16 protein-coding genes are annotated in these 17,073 nt (G+C 51.3%); 2 read left to right on the top strand and 14 right to left on the bottom strand.

The annotated features are described in order from the left end of the window. The first annotated feature begins 1 nt into the window (after nt 1). Nucleotides 2–955 carry a sensor domain-containing diguanylate cyclase gene (locus FMN52_RS16090; protein WP_148609575.1) on the top strand — a complete coding sequence of 318 codons (954 nt, stop codon included), beginning with the start codon at nt 2–4 and terminating at the stop codon, nt 953–955. Nucleotides 956–992: 37 nt separating this feature from the next. Here FMN52_RS16090 and FMN52_RS16085 read toward each other — a convergent pair whose 3' ends face one another. The 5 genes from FMN52_RS16085 to FMN52_RS16060 all read right to left on the bottom strand — a co-directional run bounded on the left by FMN52_RS16085 (nt 993) and on the right by FMN52_RS16060 (nt 6,955). Beyond that, nucleotides 993–1,361 (bottom strand): histone-like nucleoid-structuring protein, MvaT/MvaU family, encoded by a 369-nt coding sequence (locus FMN52_RS16085; RefSeq protein WP_148609574.1) that lies wholly within the window; start codon nt 1,359–1,361, stop codon nt 993–995. Between the two features lie 180 nt (nt 1,362–1,541). Next, nucleotides 1,542–2,804, bottom strand: a complete 1,263-nt coding sequence (tviB, locus tag FMN52_RS16080; RefSeq protein WP_148609573.1) for a Vi polysaccharide biosynthesis UDP-N-acetylglucosamine C-6 dehydrogenase TviB — start codon at nt 2,802–2,804, stop codon at nt 1,542–1,544. A 43-nt stretch (nt 2,805–2,847) separates the two neighbouring features. Beyond that, a complete protein-coding gene (locus tag FMN52_RS19915; protein ID WP_205424935.1) occupies nt 2,848–4,404 on the bottom strand; it encodes an MBL fold metallo-hydrolase in 1,557 nt (518 codons plus the stop codon). A 56-nt stretch (nt 4,405–4,460) separates the two neighbouring features. Further along, entirely contained in the window at nt 4,461–6,398 is a 1,938-nt protein-coding gene (locus FMN52_RS16065) for a nucleoside-diphosphate sugar epimerase/dehydratase (protein ID WP_148609572.1), read from the bottom strand. A 5-nt stretch (nt 6,399–6,403) separates the two neighbouring features. Further along, nucleotides 6,404–6,955 (bottom strand): sugar transferase, encoded by a 552-nt coding sequence (locus FMN52_RS16060; RefSeq protein WP_205424959.1) that lies wholly within the window; start codon nt 6,953–6,955, stop codon nt 6,404–6,406. A gap of 587 nt (nt 6,956–7,542) precedes the next feature. Between FMN52_RS16060 and FMN52_RS20020 the strand changes: the two genes are divergently transcribed. After that, nucleotides 7,543–7,791 (top strand): hypothetical protein, encoded by a 249-nt coding sequence (locus FMN52_RS20020; protein ID WP_240339501.1) that lies wholly within the window; start codon nt 7,543–7,545, stop codon nt 7,789–7,791. Between the two features lie 120 nt (nt 7,792–7,911). On the opposite strand, the gene FMN52_RS16050 is transcribed toward FMN52_RS20020, so the two are convergent. The 9 genes from FMN52_RS16050 to FMN52_RS16010 all read right to left on the bottom strand — a co-directional run bounded on the left by FMN52_RS16050 (nt 7,912) and on the right by FMN52_RS16010 (nt 17,072). Beyond that, nucleotides 7,912–8,859 carry a UDP-glucuronic acid decarboxylase family protein gene (locus tag FMN52_RS16050; protein WP_148609569.1) on the bottom strand — a complete coding sequence of 316 codons (948 nt, stop codon included), beginning with the start codon at nt 8,857–8,859 and terminating at the stop codon, nt 7,912–7,914. A gap of 1 nt (nt 8,860) precedes the next feature. Next, nucleotides 8,861–9,652 (bottom strand): glycosyltransferase family 2 protein, encoded by a 792-nt coding sequence (locus FMN52_RS16045; RefSeq protein ID WP_148609568.1) that lies wholly within the window; start codon nt 9,650–9,652, stop codon nt 8,861–8,863. Beyond that, entirely contained in the window at nt 9,649–10,908 is a 1,260-nt protein-coding gene (locus tag FMN52_RS16040) for a capsule biosynthesis protein (protein WP_240339500.1), read from the bottom strand. Before FMN52_RS16040 ends, FMN52_RS16045 begins: the two co-directional genes overlap by 4 nt. A 293-nt stretch (nt 10,909–11,201) precedes the next feature. After that, on the bottom strand, nt 11,202–12,536 hold the full coding sequence (locus FMN52_RS16035; protein WP_148609566.1) for a hypothetical protein: 1,335 nt from the start codon (nt 12,534–12,536) through the stop codon (nt 11,202–11,204). Between the two features lie 190 nt (nt 12,537–12,726). Next, on the bottom strand, nt 12,727–13,611 hold the full coding sequence (gene rfbD / locus FMN52_RS16030; RefSeq protein ID WP_148609565.1) for a dTDP-4-dehydrorhamnose reductase: 885 nt from the start codon (nt 13,609–13,611) through the stop codon (nt 12,727–12,729). Then, nucleotides 13,608–14,150 carry a dTDP-4-dehydrorhamnose 3,5-epimerase gene (gene rfbC, locus FMN52_RS16025; RefSeq protein ID WP_148609564.1) on the bottom strand — a complete coding sequence of 181 codons (543 nt, stop codon included), beginning with the start codon at nt 14,148–14,150 and terminating at the stop codon, nt 13,608–13,610. Before rfbC ends, rfbD begins: the two co-directional genes overlap by 4 nt. Further along, nucleotides 14,147–15,019 carry a glucose-1-phosphate thymidylyltransferase RfbA gene (gene rfbA, locus FMN52_RS16020; RefSeq protein ID WP_148609563.1) on the bottom strand — a complete coding sequence of 291 codons (873 nt, stop codon included), beginning with the start codon at nt 15,017–15,019 and terminating at the stop codon, nt 14,147–14,149. Before rfbA ends, rfbC begins: the two co-directional genes overlap by 4 nt. Next, nucleotides 15,016–16,107, bottom strand: a complete 1,092-nt coding sequence (rfbB, locus tag FMN52_RS16015) for a dTDP-glucose 4,6-dehydratase (RefSeq protein ID WP_148609562.1) — start codon at nt 16,105–16,107, stop codon at nt 15,016–15,018. Before rfbB ends, rfbA begins: the two co-directional genes overlap by 4 nt. Then, a complete protein-coding gene (locus FMN52_RS16010; RefSeq protein ID WP_148609561.1) occupies nt 16,107–17,072 on the bottom strand; it encodes a glycosyltransferase in 966 nt (321 codons plus the stop codon). Before FMN52_RS16010 ends, rfbB begins: the two co-directional genes overlap by 1 nt. Nucleotide 17,073: the final 1 nt, after the last annotated feature.

Genomic DNA, 17,073 nt, shown 5'->3' with positions numbered 1-17,073 from the left:
CATGGCCATAGAAGAATCTGAAGCCAACTCCTTTCACTGGCTGATGGACATGCTGGAATCCGTGGAAGTAGGCCTGGTAGTGCTGGACCTGGATTTCAGAGTCGAAGTCTGGAACGGATTCATGGAGAACCACAGTGGTATCACCGCGAGCAGGATCCAGGGGAAGGTATTGTTCGATGCATTCCCTGATATTCCCAAGGCGTGGCTGACCCGAAAAGTAGATGCTGTAGCGCTGCTCAACACCAAAGCCTTTACTTCGTGGGAGCAACGCCCGTATCTGTTCCAGTTCCGCAATACCCGGCCTATTACCGGCACTGAAGAATACATGTTCCAGAACCTGACCATCAGCCCGCTCTCTGGAACAAATGGCGAAGTCGAGAAAGTGTGCCTGATGGTGTACGACGTTACCGACATTGCCAGCAGCAAAATGGCCCTGGAGCGGGCCAACGAACAGTTGGCCAAACTCAGCATGACAGACCGTCTTACCGGCCTGCTCAACCGGGGCACCTGGGAAAACCTGGTAGATGCCGAGTTCGAACGCTTCCGCCGCTACGGCCATACCACCAGCTTGGTGATGTTCGACATCGATCACTTCAAGCCGGTGAACGACACCCACGGCCACCTGGCCGGGGATGAAGTGATCAAACACACCGCCAGCGTCACCCGTAACGCCATCCGACAATCCGACAGCGCCGGCCGCTACGGGGGTGAAGAATTCGGCATCATACTTCCGGAGACCGACGCCGAAGGCGCGCGCATTATCTGCGAACGGATACGGGAAAGCATTGAGCAAAGCGTTGTGGAAACCAGCGTGGCACCAATCCGCTATACCATCAGCATTGGCATTGCCCAGTTAACGGAAGAGCCTGAAAACTATATGCAGTGGATGCAGAAGGCGGACGAGGCGTTGTACGCGGCAAAAGAAGGTGGTCGGAACCGGGTTGTGGTTGGTTAACAGCCCCTCTCCCTGAAAGGAGAGGGGCCAGCTGACATCAGTCCTGCTGCCAGCTCTGTACAGCTTCCTTACCATGCTTCTGACGCCACTCGTTCAGCGTCTTGTGATTGCCACCACGGGTCTTGACCACTTCACCGGTGTGCGGGTTCTTGTAGGTCTTCATCGGGCGCTTCGGGCGACTGCCAGCGGTTGAATCGGCCTTTGCCCCAGACACTGAGGGATCAATTGCAGAAAGAATCTGCAGTACGTCCTTCGGTGACTTGTCATACTCCTTCATCAAGGCACGAACCTTGTTTTCAAACTCCAGCTCACCTTTCAGAGCCTGATCTTCTTCAAGCTTTTCCAGCTCTGCAGCAAGCTTTTCCATAAGCTGTTTTTTCTGGTAATAATCGTTAATCTTGGCCATGGAATTAAAACCTTATTCAAATAGGGGTTTTAAAGAATTAATTGGAGTTGACTGAAAGTCAGCCACGATAATAATCAAATAAATGTAGTCTGGCAAAATTATTTATTTACGAGTCCTTAATAATAAAAAAGCCGATCAATTTGACCGGCCTTTAAATTTAACTCTGTACGAAAATTGTACTTACAGTCTTAGATCCGCTTCGCCCAATGGCAAAACACCCTTCAGATCAAACAAAACACCATTGTCTTTCAAAAAGGAACGCAGCTCTTTGGCAGATTTGGCGGCATATTCACGATGAGGCACTGCAAGAAACAGCGCATCATAATCTCCGGCATTCGGGGACTCCACCAGGGAAATACCATATTCATGCTCGGCTTCGGTATTATCTGCCCAACAGTCCGTTACATCCACGGAACAGCCAAAATCTTCCAGCTCACGAATAACATCAATCACCCGAGTGTTCCGCAAATCCGGACAGTTCTCCTTAAAGGTAAGCCCCATTACCAGCACTTTTGATGATGCCACTGTATGCCCGGCTTTAATCATTGCCTTAACCAGTTCGGCTGCTGCATAGGGGCCCATATTGTCATTCACCCGACGACCGGAAAGAATAATTTCCGGATGGTAACCAATGGCCTGGGCCTTGTGGGTCAGATAATAGGGATCCACACCAATACAGTGGCCACCTACCAAGCCGGGTTTAAACGGCAAAAAATTCCATTTAGTACCCGCTGCGGCCAGCACTTCATGAGTATCAATTTTAAGGCGTGAGAAGATCATCGAAAGCTCATTCATCAGCGCAATATTCAGATCACGCTGGGTGTTTTCGATCACCTTGGCGGCCTCGGCCACTCTAATAGAACTGGCTTTATGGGTGCCTGCAGTAATAACACTGGCGTATAGTGCATCCACTTCATCAGCAATATCCGGCGTGGAGCCAGAGGTCACTTTCATGATGCTAGTTACCCGATGCTCCTTATCACCCGGATTGATTCGTTCAGGACTGTAACCGGCAAAGAAATCCTTGTTAAACCCAAGACCGGAAACTTTCTCCAGTACCGGCACACAAACTTCTTCCGTGGCGCCGGGATATACCGTGGATTCGTAAATCACGATATCGCCCCGCTTGAGAACCTGTCCGACGGTTTCACTGGCTTTTACCAGAGGCGTTAAATCGGGCGTTTTGAACTCATCAATGGGGGTGGGTACCGTCACAATATAAATCTGGCAATCCCGAATGCCTTCAAGATTATCGGTAAAAGACAAACCCGAGGCCGCAGCCAATTCCTCCCGGGAAACCTCCCGGGTAAAATCAACACCATCCTTCAGCTCGGCAATACGTTTTCTGTTGATATCAAAACCGACAATGTCACGCTTTCCACCAAAGGCGGCGGCAAGAGGCAGCCCCACATAACCAAGACCAATAACTGCAATTTTCTTCATTTGAAATCCTTTCCCAAGAAGTACAACCCGGTTTCGATCCGCCCTACTCTGATGGGATAATTATGTCTGTACCAGCCAGGGATTGAAAACATCTTTTCAACGCCAGTTTGGCGCCCGAATCACCGTGGACAATTCGAATCTCGCGAGGAGGCACAGAGATGCCTGATACAAACTCCACAAGATCCGATTGCCCTGCATGGGCCGAATAGCCTCCGACCTGATGAATCCGAGCCCGGATATCGTAGCGCTCACCATCCAGTTCCACCCAGCCACCGCGGGGTCCATAAGTAAGAATAGCTCTTCCTGGCGTACCTACGGCCTGGTAGCCAACAAACAGAACATCGTTCCGCTTATCCCCGAGCATCGCCTTCAGGTAATTCACCACACGGCCACCGGCGCACATGCCGGAACCTGCCAGAACCACACAGGGGCGATGGGAACGAGCCAGGTAGTCCACCGCATTCAGGTGGTCTTCGTGGGAGTTGATCACCGTAAGCTGCTCAAACGACAACGGATGCCGGCCCTGGCGCACCAAGTCTGCAGCCTCTGCGTCCCAGTAGGGTTTCAGGTCGCGGTAAATTCGGGTGAACTCCGCTGCCAGAGGCGAATCGACAACGATTTCCAGATCGTTCCACGTTAGCTTCTTTGTCGGATTACGGCTTTGCCTAATCCGACCTACGGGTGCGAGGCTGTCTTGGGTTGTCGGATTACGGCTCTGCCTAATCCGACCTACGGGTTCGGAGTCGTCTTCGTAGGTCGGATTAGAGCCGCCCTGCGGCACGTAATCCGACACCTCACCAAGAGCCCTATCCCCAAATTCGTGGATCAGACTCTCCATCTCATAAAGCAATTCCTGCGTCCGCCCAATACTGAACGCCGGCACCAAAACCGTCCCGCCATCTTCCAGGGCATGCTCCAGCACCGCCTTCAACCGATAACGCCGCGTTTCCCTGTCCTCGTGGTCCTTATCCCCATAAGTACTCTCAATCACCAATCGATCCGCCCGCTCCGGGGATTGGGGCGCCGGAAGCAACGGGGCATGGGGCGCCCCAAGGTCGCCACTGAACACAATGCGCTCCGCAACACCCGCCACTCGCGCATCACATTCCACATAGGCCGAACCCAGAATATGCCCTGCTCTCTGCAGCCGAACCGACAGCGAGCACTCACCCTCGGCGAACACCGAATGCCACTGACCATAAGGCACCGGCACCAGGCGCGAACGGATCAGTCCTAGAACCCGCTCAATAAGTTGCCGGTCGCGGGTAAACCCGATCTTCAGGGCATCTTCCAGAATCTCTGGCAGCATAGTCGCGGAGGGCTCAGAACAAATAATGGGCCCTTCGAAACCTGCAGCCAGCAGATAAGGAATGCGCCCCACGTGGTCAATATGCACATGGGTGACCACCAGGGCCCGGATATGTTCGATGGGAAAATCAATGGAGAGATCAGAGGCAGAAGCGCCGCGGCCTTCGTCCTGGCCCTGGAACAGGCCGCAGTCTATGAGGATGCCGCTCTTCTGGGCCCCTTGACCAAGGGTGAGTTCGTGGCAAGAGCCGGTTACGCCAGAGGTGGCGCCATGGTGTTTGAGGTTAATCATCAACAGTCCTTGTCGCTAAAGTCCAGTCCAATCTTCCGTTTGGACGGCGCCTTAACTCAGATAGGCATATTACGAACGTTACTTCGAGCTTCAGCGGGCTTCTCCAGAGCGGGGGCGCTCGCAATCAGGTCGACCAATTCAGTTTCCAACGGCTGATAATCGGTTGGGCATTCCTTTAAAATACCCACCACTTCTTCGCAATCGAATCTCTTACTTGCATCTGCCAGTTTGTTAAGAGCGCTTTTCAAATCGGCCCAATGCATGGAGTTTTCTCGAGCCATCATGATTCTCGGATGGTCAGTGCCATGCGGGTTGTTACCGATAAGGAGTTCTTCGAAAAGCTTTTCACCAGGGCGGAGCCCCGTGAAGATAATTTGTATATCTCCGTGGGGCTGATCGTCCGTTTTCTCCACAAGCCCCATGAGGTGGATCATTTTTCTGGCGAGATCAGCAATCCTTACCGGCTCCCCCATATCAAGAACGAAGACTTCGCCACCCGTTCCCATACTGCCCGCCTGCAAAACCAGCTGACTTGCCTCAGGAATAGTCATAAAGTAACGAATAATATCTGGATGGGTTACCGTCACCGGCCCACCATCTCGAATCTGGTCGCGAAACAGTGGAACAACGGAGCCAGATGACCCAAGCACATTACCAAACCTGACCATTGAAAAGACCGTGGAGTCTTGTCGCTCGGACAACCCTTGCAACACCAGCTCAGCTAAACGCTTAGACGCACCCATGATGTTGGTCGGCCTAACGGCTTTATCGGTTGAAATCAGCACGAACCTTTCGACCCCAGCTTCGATGGCGGCTTCAGCAACATGCCAAGTGCCTATGACGTTATTCTGGACGCCCTCAATAACGTTATGCTCAACGAGTGGTACGTGCTTGTATGCCGCCGCATGGTATACCGTCTGAACTGCATAGGCTTTCATGACAACCTCGCACCGGCGCCGATGAGTCACACTTCCAAGTATCGGCAATATGGAGACACCCAGACCATCAACTCCATTTACCGCCAATAATTCCCGTTCTATTGCATAAAGCGAGTACTCATTCTGTTCAAAAAGAACAAGTTTATCCGGTTGGTGCCGGATAATCTGACGACACAGCTCCGAACCTATTGAGCCACCAGCTCCCGTCACCATTACGGATTTTCCCCGAAGACTTGCTGCAACAACTTCTGCTTCAGGCCGGACCGGGTCTCGACCCAGCAGATCTTCAAGCTCAAGATCCCGGATATCATTAATCCTCGCCCGCCCCGCAACCAACTCTGACATGGAGGGTACCGTCTGAACCGGCACGGAAAGGGCTTCGAGCTCCCTTATCAAGGCTTTTCGATCAACCGTAGAATCTGCATCCAAAGCCAGGAGAATTCTCTCGATACCATACTTCTTTAAACTTTTGGCGGTGTGCTGCAGGCTTACCACAGGTAAACCGTTGACCGTTGTTTTGTGGTTCTTGTTCTCGAAAGTGATGAATACAACAGGGCGGTACTCCGTTCCCTGTGCCAAAGCAGATGCCAACTGCATGGCCGTTTCACCGGCACCGACAATTGCTACAGCTTCCTTTTCTCTCTCTCTGGGAAGATTCACAAGCATGCGAACGCCCAGACGGCTGCCACTGACAAAAACAAATGCCAATGCACCATAAATCACAGGCACGGAACGTGGTACAAAGGCCTGAAACAGGTAACCCAAAACGATGAAAGTAAGACAGGATGCGAACACGCCATACACAATGGTCATGAATGCCTTATCTGAGAGGTAGCGAATAACTGCCCGATACAAACCGAGTTTGATAAAAAAGGCGATTGTGAATAGCACCGTTAAAGCTACGACAACACCCTGTTTCTCATCAGGCAGCCAATATTGCTGCTCCAGCCTTAGAGCATAGGCTGCCCAGATCGAAAACGTTAGAGCAAATACATCGGAAGCAACCGACAGGATTCTTTTGTACACCCTTGGCAAAGCCAAAAAAGCGTCAAGCATGAACTTTACTCCCTGACACGATCGCCCGAACCTTTTCCGGTGACAGTCTGCAGAATGTACTGAAAGTAAGAACGAACCGACATCTGCTCAATCATCTTCCTGTCCGTTTCAGCAAGCAGTTCCGGAGTCGACATATCAATGTCAGTGACCTGCCCTAAGCCAGTGATTCCTGGCCTTACTAAAAACACACCCCGCTGCTCACGCGCGTCGATAAGTTCGTCCTGATTAAACAAGCATGGGCGCGGCCCAACAAGGCTCATCTCGCCCTTGAGGACATTCCACAACTGGGGCAATTCATCCAGCTTGGTCTTCCGCAAAAAACTACCAAACCGAGTTATCTCTGATGCATTTGCCAAGTGCGTGGCTACAGAGGCGGCGGACTTTTTCATCGTCCGGAACTTCACAAGCTTAAACGGTTTCCGGTTGCGGCCTACGCGCTCCTGAACAAAAAGCGGTGAGCCTGTATCGAACAGCCCAACCAAAAAAAGAGCTACCATCAAAGGCAATCCGAAAACCAGCCCGGCAGCGGAAAAAACAATATCCAGCATACGAATCAGCATTTCGCGCCCTTTTCCCCGATTAACCGGAGCCGATCCAAAGTATCGCCCTGTCGTTCCCAACCAAGAAGACCGACAGCTTTGCTTGAATCCACCTCGAGATCCCCAAACAACTGTTGATACACCGATGCCCTGCCCGTGATTTTAAGAAGCCCACGAAGCAGCCCTACAGGTAACGGTAACAGGCGGGGGCCCCTACCAAATCCGCGGCGAAGGCTACGGACTATGTCACTGGTGGAAACCGGGCTTTCATCAGACGCCACAAACACCTGATTCTCAGCCTGCGGTCGTTCTATGCACAAAATGATTAAACGGACCAGACTATCCAATGAAACCAGACTTCGCCGGTTATTCGCATACCGAAAAGGCAGCGGCAAACCTCCACGGCATACTTCGACAAGCCGGCCAAAATTGCCCGGAGCATTCTCTCCATAAACCAGTGTAGGCCGGATAATAGAAAACGCGGTTGGCGTTCCGGCCAGACTTTCCCTTACGACCATTTCTCCGTGAAGCTTTGATAGCGCGTAAGCTGCGTGGGGACTCTCAGAACTGCGCTCCGTAATTGGCGAGCCCCAAGTACTATCACCATGAACACCAATCGAACTCAGATAAATGAAGCGATGGATTCCTGCAGCAACCGCAGCTTCAGCGAGGCGCTTGGTTGGCGCAACATTGCTTTTCTGGAACGCCTCTGGACTCTGGTGGCTAGACCCGCCTTTGCCATGAGCTTTGCCGGCAAGGTGAACTACTGCATCGAAGTTGTTTGCCAGCAAAGACCCGTGAAAATGACTTTCGAGGTCCTGAACGAGGCTCTGGACGCCCGCAATGGGCAATGAATTTTCAGAGCGCACCAGAGCCGTAACCCGATACCCTCTATCAACAAGAACCTTACAAAGCTCCGTGCCGATAAATCCAGATGCTCCGGTAACCAGTATTTTCTTTCCGCCAGTCATCGCCTAATCAATATCCGAGTTTTTCAGAAGCTCATCAAAGTAAGTAATTGTCTTTACCAACCCTTCCTTCAGCTCAACGGTCGGTTGCCAATCAAGTTTACTTTTCGCCAATGAGATGTCTGGTTGCCGCTGCTTTGGGTCATCCTCCGGCAAAGGCTTGAAGATCAAGCTGGAGCTGGAGCCTGTCAGTTCAATAACCGTCTCTGCCAATTCCCGAATGGTGAACTCATTGGGATTCCCGAGATTGACTGGCCCGGTGAGCTCCTCCGGCGAGTTCATAAGCCGAACGAATCCTTCAATGAGGTCATCGGAATAACAAAAACTCCGGGTCTGCTGGCCCTCGCCATATATGGTTATGTCTTCGCCCCTGAGAGCCTGAACAACAAAGTTGCTCACTACTCTGCCATCATTGGGATGCATACGGGGACCGTAGGTATTAAAGATCCTGGCAACTTTGATAGGCAGATTGTGCTGACGAAAATAGTCAAAAAACAATGTTTCTGCACACCGCTTTCCTTCGTCGTAACAGGAGCGTATGCCAATCGGATTCACCTTACCCCAATAGCTCTCAGGTTGAGGATGAACCTCGGGATCGCCATAAACCTCACTGGTCGAAGCCTGGAATATGCGCGCACCCAAACGCTTCGCCAGTCCAAGCATGTTTATGGCACCGTGAACACTGGTCTTGGTGGTCTGAACCGGATCATGCTGGTAGTGGACGGGAGATGCCGGGCAGGCAAGGTTGTATATCTGATCGACTTCTACATACAGCGGGAAAGTGACATCGTGTCGCATCACCTCAAAGTAGGGGTTATGCATCAGGTGCGCGATATTGCGTTTCCGGCCAGTAAAGAAGTTATCAACACACAAAACGTCGTGTCCCTCCGAGAGCAAGCGCTCGCAGAGATGGGAACCAAGAAAGCCGGCTCCTCCGGTTACCAGAATTCGCATATCACATACCTTTCTTCAAAAATCTGAAATAGAACCCACCCAGCACATGGGTGAGTGTGTAAACGTAAGCCGTAATCAAAGAGCGCCCCGGAAACTCACGGTGTACCATCAGCACCTTCTTCATCATCATCAGCTTGGAGCCCGAAATCTGCCCCTCGCTTTTTCGGTAAAACAGCAAGGGCGCCTTCAACTTCACACAGTGACCAACCAACTGGAGAATGCGAAGCCAGCAATGGTAATCCTCGACTGCCTTGTAGGCTGGATCCTCCCAAAAAGGTGTCTTCAGCAACAATGCTTTTGAAACAAGCACACTGGAGGTCGGAATCTGAGCCCTGACGGACTGTTGCCAATAGGATATTTTCTCGCTTCCCACTTTTTCAATCGGCTCGAACCTCAACGCACGATCGTCTGCAAAGTCTACCATCCCACTACAGACAAACGCGGAAGACGTATCTTCAACTGCGGAAAGCTGAATTTTAAGCTTTTCGGGATGCCAGATATCATCCGAATCCAGGAACGCCACCAGATCAGACCGGGCTTCCTTAACGCCCACATTCCGTGGACCCGCCGGCCCGCCAAAATTCTTCTCAAGCGCGATCAGCCGAATACGGGAATCAGCTTCGGCGATGGCATGGATCTTTTCTCGGGTATCATCAGTGGAACAATCATCAACAACGATCAATTCCCAATCCGGGGCGGTCTGCCTCAGTACCGAGTCTATTGTAGCGCCGATATACTGGCTGGCATTAAAGGCGGGCATAACGATAGATACCCTGGGTTGGCCATGATTCATCCAGCCCGATCTCCTCTGGTAAATTTTGCCCTGAAACCATCAATCCATTTCAGGCCGGCTCGTCTGTTAATTTCAAAAGGAACACCCACCTCCACCGGAGCCTGATAATCGGCCAATCTGGCCCAGTCTGCGCTTTCCAGTGCTCTCAACACATCGTTTTCCGTGGCTTCAGTTTCCGAATATTCAGGGTCGTCCGGACGAATTCGCCCTTCACTTAGCATTCGAATCAATACCTCGGCACTCGCGCCCTTAAAGTAGCGATATTTTGTGGTTTCGACGGCTTTAACATAAGGGACAAACTGCGGGAACCGGTGAGACCGGACATACAGAAAGCGTAGGGTTTTCCGGCGAACCAATTCCGGATCAAGCTCCAGCTCATCCCCGCCATCACGCAATTCCTCACGGGAGCGGAACACATGCACAAACCCGGCCTCCTGATAGGTCGACGGACCCAGGCACACCACCTGTTTACCGCAGGCTCCCGCTTCCACGGCCGAACTGCCACCGTTCATCACCACAATATCTGCCTGCTGAATCAGATCGTAGGTGTTTGCCTTCTCCTCACTGCGAATACAGTGAACCCCTCGCCGAGCTGCCCATCGGGTATATAAACTGAGCGAGCGGCCGCCTTCCACACTGCCTATCGTCTCCGCCCAGTTTGGATGACAGCGAAGCACCACCTGAGAAGGATCAATACTGAAAGCCTCGAAAAAATCATCCAGAGCCTCAGTGTTATCCGCCCATTCCGTGCGCCATTCATCGTGGCCGGCAAACTCGTTCTTGCTGCTGGGCAACACCAGCACGCGCTTACCCGGCGTCTCCAGCGGCCACGGCGCAGGTTCCGGGTTCTTGTTGTAAAGCCTCCACTCCAGAGAGTTTCGCTGCAAAAAACGGTCACCAATCAGCTTACCCGCGTGCGCCGCCTGGAAGGCGGTCAGAGGCTTATCGTCGAATTCTCTGACCAGCTCGCCAAGGGCTATCAGGGAGAGACAATTGCCATTGGGGATCAACTGAAGACCATCCCCGAACCAGGTTCTCTCATGAGTAATATAAGGTACGCCAAGCTGCTCACAGGCATAGGTAACGGCGCGGGGAAGATCCATGCGACCGTTGAAGCAGATTACTCCCTCTATACCCTCCTCGACGATCCAGTTTCGAGCGCTTTGGTAGACCTGGCTTATCGGGCCTACGAGCCGTTGCCGTATTTCCCGAACACTCGGCTCATCCCATTCCCGCTCAGATTCGGTTCGAGTCAATGTTGCAGAACTCGAAAGGGCAAGCGTTTCAAGATCAGCTTCAGCAAGCTCGGAATGGTTTTTACTGATTGCCGTGACGCCATCGGATCTGTAGCTGCGGACGCCACCAACTATACACTGAGCACACTCCCTCATTCTTGAGCGTCCTCGAAGCTCACGGACATAACATGTATCTACTGCCGAATCGCAAGTGAGGAAGACAACCTCATGGCCGTCACCCTCCAGAATCTGAGCCAGGAACTCGAGGTGTTCGACATGAGGTCGGAACGAGAATAGATTTGTAAGCCCTATTTTCATGAAAGCCTTTTTTGAATGAACTGTCTCATTAGAGTAAGAATGAGGCTGGCCCCAGCTAAAAAGAAGCCAAGCCAAACCGATATCACAAAACCGGGGATATTGGTTGGGACGATGAGGAACGATAAAAACCAGAACGAAACCACAAACACAAGAGCGTAGCCAACCAGCATACTGGAAGACCGTTGGAGATAACCAACCAGATAGCCCGCAAGTGCACCCAAACCGACACCCGTGCCAAGAACCCCCCAAAAACCCGTATCGTTCAAGAGCGCAGCTGGCCCGGGCACCCAGAAACCACTGAAAACGGTGGGTGGTGCCTCTACTCCAAACCTTGAGAAAACGAGGGCGAACAGACCTTGCGGGGTTATCCACCCACCCTGCCAGCCGTTTTGAACAATGGCTTCCGTCAGCCAGGTACCGTGGATTCCATACAGGATCACAAGATTCAAATAGTTCATCACATCTTTCAGCGGGCCCGACTCAACGCCAAAGTCACATTCAAGCGCAAAATCGTTCGTCAGATGTTTACAGATATTCAGGAAGTAAGCGAAAGAATCTCCACTGCCAAACGCATGGCTGCGAAGCCAGAAAATAAAACCAAACGCCGCAATTACACTCACTAACAAAAAGAACAGCCGACCGAATGTGAAAAAAGCCGGTCTTATGGATTTGCCGAGTAAAGTGCGGACAACCAAGGCACCGGCACAAAGCGAGAGAGTGATGAGAATGGCAGTTCTGCCTCCAGAAAGGTAAGAGATAGCGCTAATTTGTGCTGCAGCCAACACCCCAACAGTCAAGTGGGTCCACCCCCCACGCTCCTCCCAAAAAAGGACTGAACGAATTAACGGAAACAGGTAACAATAGATAAAAAAGTTTCCGAAAACACTGAAGAACGAGCTATCAAAATTTCCTTGATTCAAAAGCTCCCTGGCTCTCGCAGAACCAACCGAGAAATAATCGATACCACGGAGAAAGTACCGATCATAAAAAAGCGCCAAAACCGCAAGGGCGCCCAATAATAAGATCACCAGATCCCACTTAAAATCCACCTCAAATACATGAGATTTTGCTGGGGCATGAGGACTGGGAAATATTGAAATGACAAACACAAAACCGAGAAGAAAGACGAGGCACCAGAACAACATAAGCCCAAGATAGCCCCAGAAAAAGGTCTCGAACACCAAGGCCGTATACGTAAATGCAAACGTAACCAGGGTTACCGGCAACAACAACCATGTGTGGTTCGAACGAAATGCCATATCAGATAGCCATGTCTTGGTTTGATTGGCCCAGTCATTGTGGCTGACTTCATCTCCAGCCGAAGCTGGCATTCGCCCGCCATATGTTTTGACTAAACCCCGCTTTTTTTGCCGCCAAATAAAAAACGGGCCATCACTCCGTGCGAAGGCCCGTCTGCTTGGAGCTTGACGCAAGTCTACGCCAAGAGACCGATTTTTTCAGCAACCACCATGCACACTCCAACCAATAGGAACCTGAATGGTAGTAGAGCCAGCCCGCTGGCTATGCCTGACTATCATCCAGTTCCGCTAGCACTTTAGTGCATACATCTCTTAACGAAACTCGCCAATCCCCTCCCCTAATCCCCGCTTTGGATACGAGAAGGCTGCCATCTAATACAGAATATTCCGGCCTTCTTGCGGGCGTTGGGTATTCAGCGGAAGGTATTGGAGAAATCGAAGGCACCGCATACTTACTCGATATCTCGCCACAGGTGTCGAAAATCGCCCCGGCGAAATCATACCAACTGCAAGAGTCGCCACCGCAAAAGTGGTAAACACCATTTGCCGGTCGATTCAATGCCAGGCAAACCAGGGCAGAGGCGAGGTCGCCCGCGTAGGTAGGTGTGCCAATCTGGTCGTCGACAATCGACAGGCTTTGCCGACGGAGCCCGAGTTTCACCATTGTCTTTAAAAAGTTACTACCATATTCGCTAAACACCCAGGCGGTGCGCACAATGATGTGTCGTTGGGCTTGCGCAGCCTCTCTCTCCCCTTCCAGCTTACTCTCACCGTAAGCTCCCACCGGGTTGACTGAATCCGTCTCTTTGTAGGGCGTTCTTGATGAACCGTCGAAAACGTAATCTGTTGAAACGTGGATCAAAACTGCACCCGCAGCGTTCGAAGCCTCCGCCAGATTGCCAACAGCTTGAGCGTTCACCTTAAACGCCAACTCGACTTCTTCCTCGGCTCGATCTACAGCCGTATAAGCCGCTGCATTGATTATTACGTCGGGTGTTTGGGCGTCCACGAACCGCTTCACTAGAGATGCGTTAGTAATATCCAGTTCATTACGGCCGACAGCAATCAATTCATGATCCAAACCTGCAATTACGTCTTGCAGGCATTTGCCGAGCTGACCATTAGCCCCCGTAACCATAACCCTCATAAACCAGAGAACTCCCTAAAGCTCGGCGCCGACGCATCTTTATCCGACAACTTAATATCGAGCCCTTCCGGCCACTCGATTCCCAGGTCCGGGTCATCCCACGCAATCGACCCTTCGTCTGTGGGATCGTAATAGTCAGTGCATTTGTATTCGAAGTCGGCCATGTCACTGACGACAACAAAGCCGTGAGCGAAGCCGGGAGGTACCCAGAACTGGCGTTTATTATCTCCACTCAAGTAAACACCTTTCCACCGACCGAAGGTTGGCGAATCTCGCCTTAGATCCACAGCAACATCGAAGACTTCGCCGCTCACAACGCGTACCAGTTTCCCTTGAGGCTTTTCGATCTGAAAGTGCAGGCCTCGTAACACTCCCTGGCCAGAACGAGAATGGTTATCCTGGACAAACGGCAAGCAAATGTTCGCCTCACTCGCGTATCTTTCCGCTTGAAACGTTTCCAGAAAAAAGCCTCTATGGTCTCCAAACACCTGGGGCTCAATCACCACACAATCCTTAAGGTTCGTCGGAACAACCTTCATACCTGCTCCTCAGCCAATCTCATTAGATACTGCCCGTAACCGGTCTTGGCGAGCTGCTGCCCCTTTTCGGCAAGCCAACCCTGGCTTACCCAACCGTTCCGGAACGCAATTTCCTCAAGACAGGCAATTTTTAATCCCTGGCGATGCTCAACCGTTTGAACGAAATGCCCCGCTTCGATAAGCGAGTCGTGAGTTCCCGTATCCAACCAGGCGAACCCTCGTCCCAGCAAACTCACATTCAAATCACCCCGCCTGAGATAGGCATTATTTACATCGGTGATCTCGAGTTCGCCTCGATTTGAAGGCTGAATTTGTTTTGCGATACTCACTACATCGTTGTCGTAGAAATACAGACCTGTCACAGCGTATTGTGACTTGGGATGTTCGGGCTTTTCTTCAATCGACAGTGCCTTACCCGATCCATCGAACTCTACAACCCCGAAACGCTCTGGATCCGTCACATGATAACCAAACACCGTGGCCCCGGTTTCGCGACCAACCGCCTCACGTAACATTTGACTGAAACCATATCCATGGAAAATGTTGTCCCCCAAAATCAGACACACACTATCGTCGCCAATAAACTCTTCACCAATAATGAACGCCTGCGCCAGGCCATCCGGAGAGGGTTGTGGTGCGTAGCTAAGTTCAATACCGAATTCAGAACCATCCCCAAGCAGCTTGGAAAAACTGGGCAAATCCTCCGGGGTGGAAATTACAAGTATCTCTCTAATACCAGCCAACATCAGAACCGACAGAGGATAGTAAATCATCGGCTTATCATAGACTGGCAGCAACTGTTTAGAGACTCCACGAGTGATAGGATGCAGCCGGGTTCCAGAACCGCCGGCTAGAATAATACCCTTCATGCGTTTTCTCCCAGACGATCCAATCGATACTCTCCACTCAACACTCGCTGCCACCACTCAGGGTTATCCAGGTACCACCGGACAGTTTTACGAATGCCCGTATCAAAAGACTCTTGCGGTAACCAACCCAGCTCGCGTTCAATCTTACTGGCGTCTATTGCATACCGTACGTCGTGTCCGGGCCTGTCCTTTACAAACGTAATTAACTCTCGGTAGTGGGCCACCTCAGAAGCAGGCTGCCATTTCAAGTGCGGATAGGTGCCAGGTGGAGACATTTCCTGCAACAGATCACATATGGTTTCCACCACCTCCAGATTTTTCTTCTCGTTGTGGCCACCAATATTGTAGGTCTCTCCTACCCGACCCTCGGTAGCCACGCGCAGCAACGCACGCGCATGATCTTCCACATACAGCCAATCACGAATCTGAGAGCCATCGCCATATACCGGCAAAGGTTTGCCCGATAAGGCATTCAAAATCATGTGCGGTACGAGTTTTTCAGGAAAGTGATACGGCCCATAATTATTGGAGCAGTTGGTGATCACAACCGGTAGACCATAGGTTCTATGCCAGGCCCGCACCAAATGATCGGAACTGGCTTTAGAGGCCGAATACGGCGAACTCGGCGCATAGGCCGTTGTTTCGGTGAACAGGTCGGAAGTACCTTCCAGATCTCCATAAACCTCGTCTGTCGAAATATGGTGAAACCGGAAGATTGATTGTTCCGATTCATCTAGACTCAGCCAATACCGACGAGCTGCTTCTAACAGCCTATAAGTCCCTACAATGTTGGTTTGAATAAAATCTGATGGGCCATCGATCGAGCGATCAACATGACTTTCCGCCGCCAAATGCATAATGTGGGTTGGCTGAAACTCAGAGAACACGCGATCCAATGCCGAAGCATCGGAAATATCTGCCTGAAAGAAGTGGTAACGAGGAGATCCAGAGACCCCCTTAACCGATTCCAGATTGCCCGCATAGGTCAGCTTGTCCAGGTTAGCTACGCTGCACCCAGACATCCGGGCGATATTTCTAACCACGGCTGACCCAATGAATCCGGCACCACCTGTAACCAGAATTCGCATCACTTCGTCCCCGCAAATGGCCCAAGCCAATAACCCCGGTACATTCCGATCTTCCTTTTTAATCGAACTGACAACTTACGCTCACGCTGCCCCAACTTATAGGCTATCAACTTAAGGGCGTTGCGCAGTATGGCCCCAGGCCACAAATAGATTCTCCTAATGCCTAAAAACCCAAGCTCAGATTTCACATACTTCAAGCCTTCACCGCCGGCACCTCCGAACTCCTGACGTATCCATGGCTCCCGGGCATGAAACACGCCCATATCGAAATACCGTCGGAACTCTTCGGAAATAGAATAATTATGAGAGTGACGACAGCTGGCGTCTCCGGCATACGCAACCTTAAAGCCGGCGAGTAACATCCTTGCAGCTACATACATGTCTTCAGCAAAAATAACATGATCAGGGAATCCTCCGACCTCTTGCAATGCCTCCCGACGATACGCAGCGAATGAATTAGATATAAAGGCGGCCTTAATACCTAAAGCCGGTATGTCATCCTTAGATTTGACCCGTGGAACCGGAGGATAGTTAAAAAACCTAGCATGTTGCGCCAAAGGATTTGCGTCGTAGTGGGGTAGCTGACGACCACAAACTGCACCAACGTTGCTGTCCGTGAACGGTGTCAGAATATTTCGAATGGCATCTCTATCCTCAAGATAAGCGTCTTGAGTAAGAAACACATAAACATCATAGTCGGGAAAATCATCCACCATCTTCTGACGCGTACCGCCGTGGTTAAATTCTGACCCGGGAATAACAACAAGTTGCTTTACTTCCCCGGATAAATGTCGACGTTTCGCCAAATCTGCAGTCCCGTCAGACGAGCTAGAGTCGACGATAAACAGGTCAAATTGGGTGGTTTGACATTGCATGCTGTCAAGCAGCCGCTCTAAGTCGTGCCTCCCATTGAACGTAGGCACGATACACGCAACGCGTAACTTGGTAACATTCTCGTTAATCATC

The organism is Marinobacter sp. BW6, from assembly GCF_008107725.1.
In the GTDB taxonomy this organism is placed as follows: Bacteria; Pseudomonadota; Gammaproteobacteria; order Pseudomonadales; family Oleiphilaceae; genus Marinobacter.
The sequence above is the reverse complement of the archived record's forward strand: the minus strand, read 5'-3'. Positions and strand labels throughout refer to the sequence as shown.